We start from the raw sequence: 14,827 nt of genomic DNA, 5'->3' as shown, positions 1-14,827 counted from the left end.
TGGCTTGATATCACCGCAATGCAGAAACTGCGCGATGCCTGGATCAAAGCTGGAAAGACGTTGCCGATAGCCCTTAAACCTCAAAACGTCAGGCAAGTATCGGAGTAACCGCATATTGAGCGGCGCTGTGACGACTACGGCGCCGCTCGCTGCGACGAGGAGTCATGAAACCTCCTGTCAGCGGCTACCGCGCCTCAGCTCGCATTGCCTCGTGTAATCGCCGTCTTCAACGTTTGACCGACGGACGCATTCGGCGGAGCCTCGATGCCCGGGGTTGGGAAGACATCTTCCCAGCCGCCGCCTAGCGCGAGATACAACGCGACCAAGTTAGTCGCGACCTTTGCCGTGCTGTCCTGGTAATCGCGCTGAGTCGTCAACACGGCCTGCTGCGCATTGAGCACATCGAGGTAAGTCGCGATGCCCTCGGTGTAGCGCTGCTGCGCCAGGCCGAGCGCCTGCTCATTGGCCTGAACCGCCTTGCGCAACACGCGCCGCCGCTGCTGCTCCTTGTCATAGGCGGTCAGCGCATTGTCGACATCGGAGAAAGCCTGCAGCACTGTCTTGTCATAGGCGATCATCATCTCGCGCTGCTGCTGGCGGCGCAGATGCAGGGTATCGACAAGCTTGCCGCCCTCGAAGATCGGCACGGATACAGCGCCGCCCAGGATGTAGGTCCGCGCCGCGAGGTTGAAGAGATTCTCGGTATTGTCAGCCTGGAAGCCGAACGAGCCCAGAAGATTGAAACTCGGGAAGAAGGCCGCGACCGCGACGCCGATATTGGCCGTCGCCGCATGAAGATTGGCCTCCGCCGCAACGATATCGGGCCGCCGCCGCAACAGCTCGGATGGCAGACCGATGGGAATCTTCGGTGGCGTCGGCGGCACGACCTCGGTCTGCTGCAATTCCGACCGCAATGCGTTCGGACCTTCGCCGAGCAATAGGCTCAAGGCATTGATCTGCGCGGCCACCTGCTGCTCCGCCAGCGGCAGCGTCGCCAGAGTCGTGTCGAGCTGTGCCTGCTCCCGCGCCACGTCGAGTTCGTTGGTCAGGCCGGCGGTTGCGCGCTGCTGCGTGAGGCTGAGAAGATTCTGCGCCGTCTTCACGTTGTTCTGCGCGATGATGAGCTGCGCCTGGGCGTTGCGGAGCTGGATATAGTCGCGCGCCACCTCGGCGATGGTCTGGATGAGAACGCCACGTCGCTCCTCCTCGGTCGCTTCGAGCTGGGCGTTTCCAGCCTCAACCTGGCGTCGCACCTTGCCCCAGAGATCGACCGACCACATGGCGTCGAAGCCGTACTGGTAGATCGAGAGCGGGTTGATGTCGCTGCTGCCGGAGGATTGGCCCGTCGAGCTGGCGGACGGCGCGCCGCCACCGAGGGAAAGCCCGTTATCGCTCGGCTTGACATAGGCGCCCACCGCGCTGCCGGAGGCCGTGGGGAAGAACCCCGCCGCGGTAACGCCCACGCTGTAGCGCGCCTCCGCCACCCGGATGGTCGCGGTCTGCACGTCAAGATTCTGTGAGGCTGCCCGCTGCTCCAGCGAATTGAGCTCCGGATCGCGAAAACTCTCCCACCAGGCGATGTCGGCGGGCTTCGCGACAGGTTGACTGGCAGCAGTGAGCGGTGGCCGATTTGAGAACCAGCCGAGAGGGTTAAGGGGCGATACGGGACGATGGTAGTCTGGCCCAACCGTGCAACTGGCAGCCGTCAAAGCAACTAACGAAATACCTGTCCGAGCAATTGCCCGACGGAAGGAGCCTCTGTGCCCTTTGCCCGCTGTAGCCACCACCAGCATTTGCTCCCCAGCTCCGTCACGCGACATTCAATACCTCGCCGCGCACCCTTAGGGCAGCGCAGTGCTTCCCTGCGGCGCGGCCTGGAGACGCATCCTGGAGCCAGGGTTAGGACCGATGACCGAACCGTTCGGTTATCGTCTTGTATGATAGGAACGTCCCCGTCATTGTCAAACGGCGCCGGGCGCGGATGGATCACAATGAGCGGGTTAGACGACAGCATTTCCGACAGCCTCTCGCCTGAGCGGCGGCGGGCGATCCTGGATGGCGCGGGCCGGATTTTCGCGCGGGATGGCTATGAAGGTGCCAGCATGGCCCAGATCGCGCGGGAGGTCGGAGTCTCCAAGGGGACGCTGTATAATTACTTCCCAGGGAAGGCGGCCCTGTTCAGCAGCTTCGTCGCCGATGGCTGCGACGAGCGGGTAAAGCCCATCTTCGAGACCCCATCCGAGATCGAGGCGCCGGATGAGATCCTCCGCCGGCTCGGCATGGTAATCATGGAGATGCTGCTGTCGCCCTTCCGGCAGGCGATCCACCGCATGGTGGTGTCCGAGGCCGGCAAATTCCCCGAACTCGCCCGTGCCTTCTTCGAGGCCGGGCCGCAGCGCGCCCTGAGCTACCTATCGCAATGGCTGGCGCAGGAGGATGCGCGCGGGCGGCTGGTGGTGCCGGATCCGGCCTTTGCCGCCGAGCAGTTCTTCGCGCTGTGTCAGACCAAGATCGTCATGCGCGCGCGGCTGAGGCTGATCGAGACGGCCGACCCGGCGGAGGTCGACCGTGTCGTCGAAGGCGCCATTAGCCTGTTCCTGAAATCCTACGCCCCACCGGGGCGCTGATCCGCCGGACACGCGGCAGTCTTTGAGGGCCTGCAATCTTCGAGCGCAGGGCGTGATGATCTAATACTGAACTGTGGTCTAAAGCTCCGTCATGGCGCGCGAAGGCGTGCCATCCACGCCTTCTTCGTCTCGCAAGCAAAGGCGTGGATGCTCGGCCGCGGGCGCCCGCCTTCGCCGAGCATGACGTGGTGGAGTAAGCACGGTTCGAATCGAAGACATCCTCGCCCGAGCCACCGAACTTCAAAAGGTCGTCCGCCGCCTCAGGCTAGTCTGAGAGCCGCATCGACGGAGTATCTACCGGCGCCGCTGACATACAGCACGAAAAGGCCGCCTATGATGCTGACGTTTTTGTAGAAATTGATCATGCTCTCGATATGCTCCGGTCCCGTCACCGACCAGTAGTGGTGACCGATGAGTGCTGTGCCGAGTGTGTAGAGCGCCATTAGAAGCGCCAAGGGTCGCGTCAGAAAGCCGATGATGATCGCTAACGCGACGAAGACCTCCATGATGACCGCAATTGCCGTGGCGAGAACGGGCATCGGCGTGCCGATATGCGCGAAATAGCCCTCGGTTCCGCTGAAATTCATCAACTTTCCCCATCCGAAGATGAGAAAGAGTGCCATCAAAAGAATCCGCCCCACGAGAAGAACTTCGTTTCGAACTTTACTCGCGCCAAAATCATTCATCACGTTGATACCCTCATCATTTGAAATCCTTCGCGCCGAACGCGTTGGTATGCATGACGACATTCCTCCGCGCGAAGCTGGGAGCACCAACGTCGACGAGAATGATCGTCTGTATCTTTCTATCGGCCATTCAAGCGAATCCGCCTGGCCCGACTCGCCAGTTGTTGGGCGGCAAATCTAGCCTCCAATGCCAACGGCTGCCAGTCTTTCTCGTTCGCCCGTAAAGCCGGCCTGTCGGTCTGTCTGTCCGGGCGAAACGGCCGGCTTCTGATCTTCCTGCACTCCAGAGACAGGTTTCGAGTGAAGTTCCTGCAAGGAATTTGTCCCTCGCCTAGCCCGGCTTTTCGTGCGACGACTGGTACTTGAGCGATTCGCTTCTGGACGGCCAACATAAATTGCGGGGAAACCGAGGAATGCGCGACAAGTGGATGCTGTTAATTGCGCTGGCCACAATGGCCGGCCTCAGCAGTTGCGCGGCGCCTCCCGCCAATCAGCTCGCATCTGGCTGCCCCTATTCGGGGGCGGATCAACCCACTCTCAGCCAACGCATGGCCCTTGACTGCGAGGGGAAATACTACCTGAAAAAGGGAAAGTACGACCACGCGATCAAGAATTTCGACGAGGCGATACGGATCGATCCGACCCACGCGCAGACTTATTATAACCGAAGCCTAACATATCGCGCTCTCGGCGAAACGGCCGATGCCGATGCGGATCTGGCGAAGGCGCGCCAGCTCGATCCGTCCATTCCTCAGAATTAGGGCGTGATGATCTAATAGAACGGCGCCCCAGAGATCCGTCATGGCACGCGAAGGCGTGCCATCCACGTCTTGCCTTAGTGAAGCAAGCAAAGACGCGGATGCCCGGCCTTCGCCGAGCATGACGTGGCGGAATGACTAGGTTTCTACCCAAGACATCCCGGTCTGGATGTCGGAAACTCACGCTCCTAGCGATCGCCCTGCCTGTCAGTCGATCGTTCAGGCTCGTGCCTCGCGATCCGCTTCAAAAAGTTCCGACAGCTCTTGCGCTGCCTGCTGTGTGCTCTGGATCAGTTGCTTTTCGTCGCCAGCAATAGCCTGCGTCTCGAACATGCTGCGCTCGTCGTGTTCGCGGAAGAACTCCACCGCGCGCTGGGCGGCTTGCGGCGGAATATCGAGCGCCTCCAGAACCATCTCGCTGAGGCGCAGGCTGGAGAAAAACGTTTCGCGGATGATGCCGGCAATGCCCATCTCCATCAATCGATAGGCGTGGCGTCGATTGCGGGCGCGGGCGAAAATCGCCAAGTGATCAAAATGGCGCTTGGCGATTTCGACGACACGCAGCGTTTCCTCCATATCATCGAGGGCGACTACCAATACGCTGGCCGTCTCCGCACCCGCGGCGCGTAAGACTTCCTCGCGCGTGGGATCGCCAAAATAGACTTTGGTGCCGAATCGCCGCACGACACTAACCTGCGCCGCATCCTTGTCTAGCGCGGTGAAGGCGATGTTTTGCATGCGGAGCACCCGGCCGACTACCTGCCCGACGCGGCCAAATCCGCAGATGATCACCGGCGCTGAGGATGCGTCGATCCGGTCATAGACTGGCTCTGGGCGCCGATCGAAGCGTGGCATCGCCAGCCGCTCCGAAGCCGCGAAAAGAATCGGCGTGACTACCATCGAAAGCGCGACAACGAGCGTTGCCAGATCAGCCTGATCGCGTGACAGCGATCCGGCGGCCACAGCCGCGCCGAACAGCACGAAGCTGAATTCGCTCCCCTCGGGCAGAGCCAGGCTGAAACGCAGGGAACTCTTAAGGCTGCCACGTTTCACAAGCCCGAGCAGGAAGGTGACCGCGATCTTGACCGCCACCATCACGGCCAGGGCGGCGGCGACCATCCCGGGATGCTCGATCGCCAGATGAAGATTGGCGGACATGCCGACCGAGATGAAAAAGAAGCCGAGCAGCAGGCCCTCGAAGGGTTCGATATTGGCCTGAAGTTCGTGCCGGTATTCGGAGTCCGACAGCAATACGCCGGCCATAAACGCGCCCAGCGACATCGAAAGCCCGGCCCAATTCGCCAAGGCCGCCGTTCCGGCGACGAGCAACAGTGCTGTCGCGGTAAAAACCTCGGGTGTCTTGGCGCCGCCCATGAACCGGAAGACCGGACGGACGAGGAAACTGCCGCCGACCAGGATGATGGCGATGACCGCAACCGCGCGGCCTACTTCCAGCCACGAGACATGGGCAGGGACATTGCCGCCGGCTAGCAACGGAACCAGCGCGACCAGAGGAATGAAAACCATGTCCTGGAACAACAGAACCGCGAAGCTGTCGCGCCCGGCAGTGGAGGAGAGCAGCTTCCGCTCCCCCAGCATCGGCAGGACGATGGCGGTCGAGGACAAAGCCAATCCTGCCGCAAGCACAATGGCGCCTGTCCAAGGCACCCCGGCCCAATGGACCAAACCCGCCAGCAGCAAGGTGGTCGGAATCATCTGACCCAGCCCGAGACCGAGAACGGCCTTGCGGAGGATCCAGAGCCGATGCGGTCGTAGTTCGAGGCCGATCAGGAACAGCAGCATAACCACGCCGAGTTCGGCGACGGTGCCGATCTGGCCCACATTGGTCACGAGCTGGAGTCCAGCCGGGCCGATGATGATTCCGGCGATCAGGTAGCCAAGAATACTGCCGAGACCGAGCTTGCGGGTGATGGGAACCGCGATGGCCGTCGCCGCCAAAAGTGCCACCAGCGTTCCGAGCATCTCGCCTCCTCATGCCCACGAGGCGGGCTGCTAAAGCGCGATGCCTATACCGGCCGAGCGCTCAGCCTTGTAAGGCGCAACAATAGCAGCCGTCAGTCGTCAAAGCTTCAGCCTCTATGGGCAGGCAGGCGGAAGAACTCGGCAATCGGCTCAGCGAGCAGCCGCCAAAAGCGCAGTCCGCCCCGGCGTGCTTGGCGCGCGACAGAACTAAGTGTGGTGCTCTTGTTATTCGTCATCATGATCTCCTGAGAGGTTTTGGAAACCCATCGAAGCGGATGAACTCCAAGATCGATCGGGCGTGGAATTTACCGGCGATAGGTGCCGGCGGCGATCGAAGGCAGGTCGCCACGGCTGAAGCCCAGTTCGGCGAGCTCACGGTCCGTGAAACTGGCCAGTTCGCGAGCCTGCTGCCGGAACTCGCGCAACTCCTCGCGGCGCGTGACAATGTTCGTCATGGCGGCTCTAACGCTACGGCTCATAGAGGCGAAGCCAAGAAAATCGACCGCGATGGGCGATTTAGGCGCTACGCGGACTAAGCTTTCAAAGGTCTGCATATCAGGGTACTCCGGTTGATGTTGCAGTGCAGCATAACCCTCCGGAGGCCGCTTGTCTACTTTAAAGCGAACTCAAGTCGCTATAACGATGTCGCGAGCCTGCTCTGCTTCCTGCGAGTGACCGAGCGATGTGATCTGGTTCGGAAGCATCAGCTTCGGGGGCTGGGCAAACCCATCACCACCCGGCCCTCCAGGACCGGGACCGCGCGCGTCGAGGCCGCACGCGCCGGGCTACGCGCTCCGAAGCGGCTCCGCATTGCCGAGATCTCGGCGCATCAGGGTGACGCATACCCCCGCATCGACTTCCCGCCCCGCTTCGATCCAGCCGAGTCGCGCGTAGAGGCGCTTCTCTGATGCGGTGAAGAGCCAGAGGGTTGGGATGGCGGCTGTTCTGGCCGCTGCCTCGACCGCCGCCACCAGCGAGGCCGCGTAGCCACGGCCGCGATGAGGGGGCGCCACATAAACGCTCGCGAGCCATGGGGTCAGGTCCGGACGCGCGGGCAAATCCTTGTGCACGAGGCTCGCCGTGCCTGCGGGCTCCTTACCCACCAGCAGCACGAAGACCTGCTCAGGCCCTACGGCTGCTACCTGGGAGGAGACACGCGCCAGCGCCGCGGCCGCAGTCTCCTCGTCCGGGAATGCGAGGGTCTGCCAAGCCGCGACCACCGTCGCCAGATCAGGCCGTTCCGCCAAGGTGACGATGCGGACAGCCGGACCAGTCGTCACGCGGGGCGGAGGGCCGCCAGGAAGGTCTCGGTGAAGCGCTCCGGAGTTCCAGCCCATACTTTGTCGCGCAAAGCATGCCATCGCTCCTTGCGCTCGCCAAGTTCCATGTTGAGCGCCTGATCGATGGCTTCCGCGACGCCATCGGCATCGAAGGGATTGACCAGCAGGGCCTCGCCCAGCTCATGCGCCGCGCCGGCGAATTGCGACAGGATCAGCACGCCGGGATCGGCGCTCGACTGCGCCGCGACGAACTCCTTGGCGACCAGATTCATGCCGTCGCGCAGCGGCGTCACCAGCCCGATCTGCGCCATCCGGTAAAACCCCGCCAAGGTGGTGCGGTTCATCGCGCGGGTCATGTAGCGGATAGGGGTCCAGTCGAACTCCGAGAAGCGGCCGTTGATGTCGCCCACAAGCCGGTCAAGGTCGCGGCGGAGTTGCTTATATTGGTCGACATCCTCGCGCGAAGTCGCGGCGACCTGCATCATCAGGACGTGGCGGCGATGGGCGGGGAAACGATCGAGCAGTCGCGCGAAGGCCCGAAAACGTTGAGGCAAGCCCTTGGAATAATCCAGGCGGTCGGCACCGATCACCAGCTTGCGCTCGAACAGACTCTCGCGCATCCGCTTCACTTTGGTGCCGCGCACCGATCGCGCGGCGGCTGCCGCGAATTCCTCAGCGTCGATCCCGATGGGATCCACGACCACCTGCACGCGCCGCCCCTCGAAGACAAAATTGCCGTCCTTATCAGCGCTAACGCCGAGGAAGACATGGACGCATTCGAGGAAAGCCTTCTTGTGATCCTCGGTGTGAAATCCGACCACGTCATAGGCGCAGATGCCGGCAATGAACTCCCGCGCGCGCGGCATGATGGCGAGCATGGCCGGCGGCACGAAAGGAATATGCAGGAAGAATCCGATGCGATGTCCCGCGCCATGCGCCCGCAACGCGGCGCCGAGCGGAAACAGGTGATAGTCATGCACCCAAACCAGATCGTCATCCTTCAGCAGCGGCAGGAGCGACTCGGCGAAGCGGTTGTTGACCGCCGCATAACCCTCCTCCTCCTCGCGCTTGAACTCGAACAATCCCATGCGGAAATGCAGCAGAGGCCATAGCGCGCCGTTCGAGAATCCGACGTAAAAATCATCGTACTCGCGCTCGGTGAGGTCGATCGTCGCGTAAGTAACGCCCTGAGCCTCATGGAGCGCGGGCTTGGCGCCCTCCTCAACATGGCCGCGCTTGCCGCTCCAGCCGAACCACATGGTGCCGGGGACGAGGCCGCTGCCCAGCGCCACCGCCAAACCACCCGCGCGAGGATTTTTCTCGTGCGGGATCTGAACGCGGTTTGAAACGATTACGAGGCGAGCCATAGCATTTCCTTCCTGCTTCGCGACGAGCCCGTCACGCAGCGGATTAGCCCGACCCGGAGACAGGTCCGCGGGGCGTAGCCGATCGGCACGTTGTCGCAATCAGCCACGCGTCATGCCACGGGCCAGCGCCGCCGTCATCTCGCCCAGCCATTGCCGCACCTGGGCGGGACCGCCGTCAAAGTCCCGCGCCACATGCAACCCATAGCCGCCGAGCTCGGCGGCCGCCGCCATTCCTTCCTCGTCGGTCACATCATCACCGATGAAAACCGGAACGCGGCCGGCGAAAGGCGCGATGCGCATCAGCCGCTGCACCGCCGGCCCTTTGCCGACGCCCGCCGGCCGCACCTCATAGGCCATGAGCGCCGTGAGGATCTCGACCTCGCCCGGGGAACTCGCGACCAGCCGGGTCAGGCTTGCCAGGACCTCCGGTCCCGCCTCGGGCGCCTGGCGGTAATGCACCACGAAGCCGACACTCTTTTCCTCGATATGAGCACCCGGCCAGCGCGGCAGCTCGGCCCGCAGGGAGGCGAGCCAGGCCTCGCGCTTCGGCAGCCGCCCGGCGGCCTCTTCAAGCGTTCCATCCGGCAGGCGGATGCGGGCGCCATGCTCGGCCGCGTAGACCAGTCCCGGCAGGGGGAGAAACGCCTCGATGTCCCGCGCGGGCCGCCCGCTTACCACGGCGAGCGCGCCACCGCAGAGAACCCGCAGGCGATCCACCAGCCCCGGCAATTCAGGCGGTATCACCACGAGATCGTGCCGGGGCGCGATGTCGATGAGAGTGCCATCCAGATCGAGGAATAAAGCGGTATCGGGCGCCAGATCGGTCGGTGTCATTCTTCGTCCGCAGCTAGAAACCCACCCTTAAATAGAGCAGTGGCGAGGGAGCGCCAGGGTGAGAGAGGCGCGGAGGCACCGGCGACACCTCAATCGCCTGCGCGAAAGGCATCGGCCACCTGTCGCAAGGCGCCGCCCGCACCGACCAGCCACAGATCGAAACGGACGCCGGCGCGGCCCCAGCCCGGATGGGCGCCGAGCAGGATTTCGGCGGCACCAATCAGCCTCGCGCGCTGCGATGGCCCCAGAGCGTAGGCGGCGACATCAAGCGCCATCCGCGACTTGACCTCGATAATGCTGAGTATCCCGTCCTTCTCGGCCGCGATGTCGATTTCACCCGCTTCCGTCCGCAGCCGGCGGCCGAGAATGACCCAGCCAGCGGCGAACAGCGTCTCCACGACGAGATTTTCGGCGGCCACGCCATTCCGTTGCGCGGTGCGGCCACGCGCCACACGCGGCCCGAGCACCGGCGAGGGGGTCGCCGCCATGCGAGTGGCTTTCCGAATCCGCGTGGTGCTCATGGCTCATATTCATTACGATATTACAACGTAAAGCAAGACGTAGCTTCGGGTGCCGAGGCAACGGCATGCTGCCACCCCTTGCGCTGGGTGCGGGGGCAACGGAGAAGACGAGGGCGACAGGGGGTAGATTCGCAAATGAAGACAAGACGCAAGCTGGGCCTCGCGGCCGCGACGCTGGTGATTCTCGTCGCCGCGGCAGCGGGAGCGGCTCAGCTTTGGGCGCAACGGACGGCGAAGCAGCGGGTGGACGCCACCATTGCCAATCTGCCGCAGGGCGAAACTGGTCACTACGACCAGCTGCACTACAACCTGTTCAACCAGCGCCTCCACCTCGTCGGCCTCGTCATCACGCGGGAAGGCCAGACGGTATTCTCCGCCGGCCGCGTAACCCTGCTGGAAGCCTCGGGCGCTGGCACGACCGACGATCCCTTCAGGGTCGGCTCCGCCAACATCGCCGACATCACGACGACCCAAAATGGTCACCACCTCACCATCGACACCCTGACCGCCGAGGATGTCTCGGCCCTGGGCGCCGGCGTCTCCCCTCCCCTCGGCCTCGCGACCTGGCCCAGCCTGCCGGAGGGCGGCACGCTCCTCGCCGCAAGGCGCATCACCGCCAGCGGCATCCACGACGACACCGGCAGCAGCATCGTAAAACTGGCGGTCGCGGATTACCGCGCTGGCCATCTTCGCGCCGGCTCGCTGACCGCCTTCGCGGATGCCCGCGGCGATCGCGTGGCCTCGATCGCGGTGGATCAGCTCGACCTCGATGGGCTCGACCGAGTCTTTGACGCGCAGCGGTATGCCGCAGGTGCGCCAAGCTGGCCGGAGCGCCGCCCGCTCATCGGCCACCTGGCGATCAAGGGCGTCTCGATCGCTGATATGGAGAAGGGATCAGCGAGTATTGCCGATATTGGCCTCGATGGCCTCTCCGGCCGGCCCTTCGCGGCGGCGCCCGGCTCGGCCGAGGCCAAGACCATGAAGGCGGCGATGGACGACGCTCAGGCCATCGCGCTCAAGGGTCTTACGCTGCACGGCATATCCCTGACGGCGCCAAAGCAGGAGATGGCGTTCAACCTGCAGCGCTTCGCGCTCTCCGGCTACGGCGACGCGGTGTTGGACCGCATCGGCTTCGAGGGTCTCTCCGTTAAAGGAACCCTCAACCGGACTGTGACGATCGACCGTTTCGCCCTGCGCGGCATCAATGCCGCCGCCCTGCTCAAGGAATCCCCGGATATCTCGAATTTCGACCTCATGATGCGCGCGGGTTCGGGCGCCGTGAGGGTCGCCGGGCTCGAACTGGCGGGTCTCGCCACCACCACCGCGCCCGGCGTGACCTCCTCCCTCACCTCTCTTGAGGAGACGGTGGACAATGGCACCCCGCTCAGGGTGCAGATGACGATGCGCGGTCTCAGCCTACCCGCGGGCATCGCGCCGGGCCCGGACAACCCGCTCGTGGCGCTCGGCATCGATCCGCTCGTGCTGGATGCAGATGAAGTCTGGGTAACCGACCTCGCCAAGCGGGAGGCCACTATCGAGCAGGGCCGCGTTGCGGCCCGGGGTCTCGCAACCCTTGAGGTCACCGGCCATTTCACGAATCTGCCGATCGGCACCACCTCAGTCGAGGAGGCTTTCGCGCAGATCGAACAGATCGCGACCACCAAGATGATGATCCGTTTCACCAATGACACGCTGATCCAGCGCGTCCTCACCATGGTGGCGAAGCAGCAGAGCAAGACGGTGCCCGAGGTGAAGGACGAGGCCAATCTGGCCGCCTCGGTTCTCGCCGGGACATTCCTATCGGAGCAGAAGGACGCGGCGGAGCAGATCGCCGCCTTCATCGACCAGCCGAAGACCCTGACGATCACGGCGGACCCAGCCGGACCGGTCGTGCTGTCCAAACTGGACGGCCCGGATTCGCTCATCGCCCAACGGGCGCTGCACCTGCATATCGCGGGGGATTAGAGACGCTTTGGTAGCGGTTGGTTTCCTCGGGCGCCTCCGTTTACGGCCCACGCGCCATCTCGTCATGGCACGCGAAGACGTGCCATCCACGCCTTGCCTGTATCACGCAAGCAAGGCGTGGATGCTCGGCCTTCGCCGAGCATGACGGTAGCGGGTGGAGAGATGTTCGAGATTTGGCCTTGAGATTGGCCCGCGCGTTCGGGCCCTTGCGTATTCGCCCTAAAGGCTCGCTTCCGCTGCCCGGCGTAGCAACCGCCGCAAAAGGTTGGCCTCGTGGTCCGTAAGACCCGCCAGTATCTCCGCCTCCGCCTTGCGCTGAACGCGGGCTAAAAGCTCGCCCAGGGACGCATCCTCGGGAACCGCCCCGCCGACAGCGGGCTCGTTCCGGACGAACATGCCGTAACCGCCGCTATGGAAGGCGAGCGGCGCGTGGCCGTCATGGTCGAATTCCTCGACCTCGCCGACGATGATGTAGTGGTCGCCTGCTTCGTGGCGAAAGGCGGTGCGGCACTGGAAGCGCGCGGCTGCGCCCACCAGCAGCGGCACTTCGGAAATCCCGCGCTCGATCGCCACGCCCGCGAATTTGTCGGTGCCTTGGCGCGCGAATTTGCCCGACAGTTTCTCCTGATCCATCGCCAGCACATGCACGGCGAAACGCTCAGCCTGCATGAAGGAGTCGAGGTTGGTCGAGTTCTTGCCAATGCTCCACAGGATCATCGGCGGATCGAGCGAGACGGAGTTGAAGCTGTTCGCCGTCATGCCGACATCCGCGCCGCCGACATCACGCGTCGTGATGACGGTGACACCGGTCGCGAAAGCACCGAGCGCGTTGCGGAATTCTCGCGCGCGGTCCTGTATCTGAACTGGGAGAGCCTCGGCCATCAAGCCCTCACGGCGGCACTTGCAGCGGAGACCCCCAGCGCAGAGAGCGCCGTCGCCACGATATCCTTGGGCGTGAGCCCAGCCTCGGCGAGCTGGCCGGCAGGGGTGTTGTGGTCGATCAGCTTGTCGGGGATGCACATCGGCCGCACCTTGATGCCGCTGTCGAGCAGCCCTGTGGTCGCCAACAGATGCAACACTGCCGACCCAAAGCCGCCGGCCACATTGTCCTCGATGGTGATGAGAACCTCGTGGTGGCGGGCAAGCTGGGCGACCAGCGCGGTGTCGAGCGGCTTGGCGAAACGCGCATCGGCGACCGTGGTGCTGAGACCCCGCGCCGCCAATTCCTCGGCCGCCTTCAGCGCGTCATGCAGGCGCGGGCCAAGTGCCAGGATGGCGATCTTGGAACCCTCGCGGATGATGCGGCCGCGACCGATCTCCAAAGGCGTCCCGCGCTTGGGCAGCGTGAGCCCCAGGCCCTCGCCGCGCGGATAGCGGATTCCGCTCGGCCGGTCGTCGATCAAAGCCGAGGTCGCGACCATGTGCATCAGCTCGACTTCATCCGACGGCGCCATGATAACGAAGCGCGGCAGGCAGCCAAGGAAACACAGGTCGTAAACGCCGGCGTGCGTATGGCCATCGGCGCCGACCATACCGGCGCGATCCATGGCAAAGCGGACGGGCAGCGACTGGATCGCGACGTCATGCACTACCTGGTCATAGGCGCGCTGCAGGAAGGTCGAGTAGATCGCGACGAAGGGCTTCATCCCCTCGGTCGCCATACCAGCGGCGAAGGTCACGGCATGCTGCTCGGCGATACCGACGTCGAAGGTCCGGTCCGGAAACTTTTTGCCGAAGCTGTCGAGCCCGGTGCCGCTCGGCATGGCGGCGGTCACCGCGACGATCGTGGAATCCGCCTCGGCCTCGGCGATCAACGCGTTGGCGAAGACCTTGGTATAGCTCGGCGGTCCCGGCGGCGCCTTGGCGAGTTCCCCGGTGATGACATTGAAGCGGGTGACGCCGTGGTATTTGTCGGCCGAGGCCTCGGCAGGCGCGTAGCCCTTGCCCTTCTGCGTCACGACATGGAGCAGCACCGGGCCGCCCTCATCAGCATCGCGCAGGTTGCGCAGCACCGGCAGGAGGTGATCGAGGTTATGCCCGTCGATCGGACCGACGTAGTAGAAACCCATCTCCTCGAACAGCGTTCCGCCGGTCAGGATGCCGCGGGCATATTCCTCGGCCCGCTTCGCCGTCCGCTCGATCGAGCGCGGGAAGCGCTTGGCCATGCGGGCCGCGAGGTCGCGCAGGTTGAGGAAGGATTGCGAGGAGATCAGCCGCGACAGATAGGCGCTCATCGCGCCGACCGGCGGGGCGATCGACATGTCATTGTCGTTGAGGATGACGACAAGCCGACTCTTCATCGAGCCGGCATTGTTCATCGCCTCGTAGGCCATGCCCGCGCTCATCGCGCCGTCGCCGATCACGCAGATGACCTGCTGCTCGCGATTCTCGCCCTTGAGATCGCGGGCCACCGCCATGCCGAGGCCGGCGGAAATCGAAGTCGAGGAATGGGCAGCGCCGAAGGGGTCGTATTCGCTCTCGCTGCGGCGGGTGAAGCCCGAGAGGCCACCCGGCTGGCGCAGGGTGCGGATACGGTCACGCCGGCCCGTCAGGATCTTATGCGGATAGGCCTGATGGCCGACATCCCAGATCAGCCGGTCGCTCGGCGTGTCGAAGACCGCGTGGATCGCGACGGTCAGCTCGATCACGCCCAAAGCGGCGCCGAGATGGCCCCCGGTCACGGAGACGGTATCGACAGTTTCGGCGCGTAATTCCTCCGCCAACTGAGCGAGTTGCTCACCTGAGAAGTTTCGCATGTCGGAAGGAACTGAAACGCGATCCAGCAGCGGTGTATGCGGGGGCATGG

At 63.9% G+C, this 14,827-nt stretch carries 14 protein-coding genes; 3 read left to right on the top strand and 11 right to left on the bottom strand.

Annotated elements, in window-relative coordinates; all coding sequences use genetic code 11:
* Positions 1–194: 194 nt before the first annotated feature.
* Complete coding sequence (locus GSQ92_RS17180; protein WP_254065755.1) at positions 195–1,793, bottom strand: efflux transporter outer membrane subunit; 1,599 nt, start codon at positions 1,791–1,793, stop codon at positions 195–197.
* A gap of 198 nt (positions 1,794–1,991) precedes the next feature.
* Between GSQ92_RS17180 and GSQ92_RS17175 the strand changes: the two genes are divergently transcribed.
* A complete protein-coding gene (locus GSQ92_RS17175; protein WP_158803882.1) occupies positions 1,992–2,627 on the top strand; it encodes a TetR/AcrR family transcriptional regulator in 636 nt (211 codons plus the stop codon).
* 260 nt (positions 2,628–2,887) lie between these two features.
* Here the strand turns inward: GSQ92_RS17175 and GSQ92_RS17170 are convergent, their stop codons facing one another.
* Positions 2,888–3,313, bottom strand: coding sequence for a DoxX family protein (locus GSQ92_RS17170; RefSeq protein ID WP_158803883.1), 426 nt, complete (start codon positions 3,311–3,313; stop codon positions 2,888–2,890).
* Between the two features lie 413 nt (positions 3,314–3,726).
* Here GSQ92_RS17170 and GSQ92_RS17165 point away from each other — a divergent pair, with 413 nt between their 5' ends.
* On the top strand, positions 3,727–4,074 hold the full coding sequence (locus GSQ92_RS17165) for a tetratricopeptide repeat protein (protein WP_159013777.1): 348 nt from the start codon (positions 3,727–3,729) through the stop codon (positions 4,072–4,074).
* A 216-nt stretch (positions 4,075–4,290) separates the two neighbouring features.
* Here the strand turns inward: GSQ92_RS17165 and GSQ92_RS17160 are convergent, their stop codons facing one another.
* The 7 genes from GSQ92_RS17160 to GSQ92_RS17135 all read right to left on the bottom strand — a co-directional run bounded on the left by GSQ92_RS17160 (position 4,291) and on the right by GSQ92_RS17135 (position 10,056).
* On the bottom strand, positions 4,291–6,054 hold the full coding sequence (locus GSQ92_RS17160; RefSeq protein ID WP_158803885.1) for a monovalent cation:proton antiporter-2 (CPA2) family protein: 1,764 nt from the start codon (positions 6,052–6,054) through the stop codon (positions 4,291–4,293).
* Positions 6,055–6,161: 107 nt separating this feature from the next.
* Positions 6,162–6,290, bottom strand: coding sequence for a hypothetical protein (locus GSQ92_RS31450; RefSeq protein WP_256367113.1), 129 nt, complete (start codon positions 6,288–6,290; stop codon positions 6,162–6,164).
* Positions 6,291–6,359: 69 nt separating this feature from the next.
* Complete coding sequence (locus GSQ92_RS17155) at positions 6,360–6,509, bottom strand: DUF1127 domain-containing protein (protein ID WP_158803886.1); 150 nt, start codon at positions 6,507–6,509, stop codon at positions 6,360–6,362.
* Positions 6,510–6,839: 330 nt separating this feature from the next.
* Positions 6,840–7,334, bottom strand: a complete 495-nt coding sequence (locus GSQ92_RS17150) for a GNAT family N-acetyltransferase (RefSeq protein ID WP_158803887.1) — start codon at positions 7,332–7,334, stop codon at positions 6,840–6,842.
* The gene (locus GSQ92_RS17145; RefSeq protein WP_158803888.1) at positions 7,331–8,701 is read right to left on the bottom strand and encodes a trehalose-6-phosphate synthase; all 1,371 of its coding nucleotides are present in this window, start codon (positions 8,699–8,701) and stop codon (positions 7,331–7,333) included. The genes GSQ92_RS17150 and GSQ92_RS17145 overlap by 4 nt, the downstream gene beginning before the upstream one ends.
* 99 nt (positions 8,702–8,800) lie before the next feature.
* A complete protein-coding gene (gene otsB, locus GSQ92_RS17140) occupies positions 8,801–9,535 on the bottom strand; it encodes a trehalose-phosphatase (protein WP_158803889.1) in 735 nt (244 codons plus the stop codon).
* Positions 9,536–9,624: 89 nt separating this feature from the next.
* The gene (locus tag GSQ92_RS17135; protein WP_254065728.1) at positions 9,625–10,056 is read right to left on the bottom strand and encodes a YraN family protein; all 432 of its coding nucleotides are present in this window, start codon (positions 10,054–10,056) and stop codon (positions 9,625–9,627) included.
* Between the two features lie 135 nt (positions 10,057–10,191).
* Between GSQ92_RS17135 and GSQ92_RS17130 the strand changes: the two genes are divergently transcribed.
* Entirely contained in the window at positions 10,192–12,021 is a 1,830-nt protein-coding gene (locus GSQ92_RS17130; RefSeq protein WP_158803890.1) for a hypothetical protein, read from the top strand.
* Positions 12,022–12,240: 219 nt separating this feature from the next.
* Here the strand turns inward: GSQ92_RS17130 and GSQ92_RS17125 are convergent, their stop codons facing one another.
* Both GSQ92_RS17125 and dxs read right to left on the bottom strand, forming a co-directional pair.
* Positions 12,241–12,903, bottom strand: coding sequence for a flavin reductase family protein (locus GSQ92_RS17125; RefSeq protein ID WP_159013776.1), 663 nt, complete (start codon positions 12,901–12,903; stop codon positions 12,241–12,243).
* A complete protein-coding gene (gene dxs / locus GSQ92_RS17120; protein WP_159013775.1) occupies positions 12,903–14,825 on the bottom strand; it encodes a 1-deoxy-D-xylulose-5-phosphate synthase in 1,923 nt (640 codons plus the stop codon). The genes GSQ92_RS17125 and dxs overlap by 1 nt, the downstream gene beginning before the upstream one ends.
* Positions 14,826–14,827: the final 2 nt, after the last annotated feature.

Source organism: Acidisoma sp. S159, from assembly GCF_009766125.1.
Taxonomy (GTDB): Bacteria; Pseudomonadota; Alphaproteobacteria; order Acetobacterales; family Acetobacteraceae; genus Acidisoma.
This window is presented reverse-complemented; position numbering and strand designations above follow the sequence as displayed.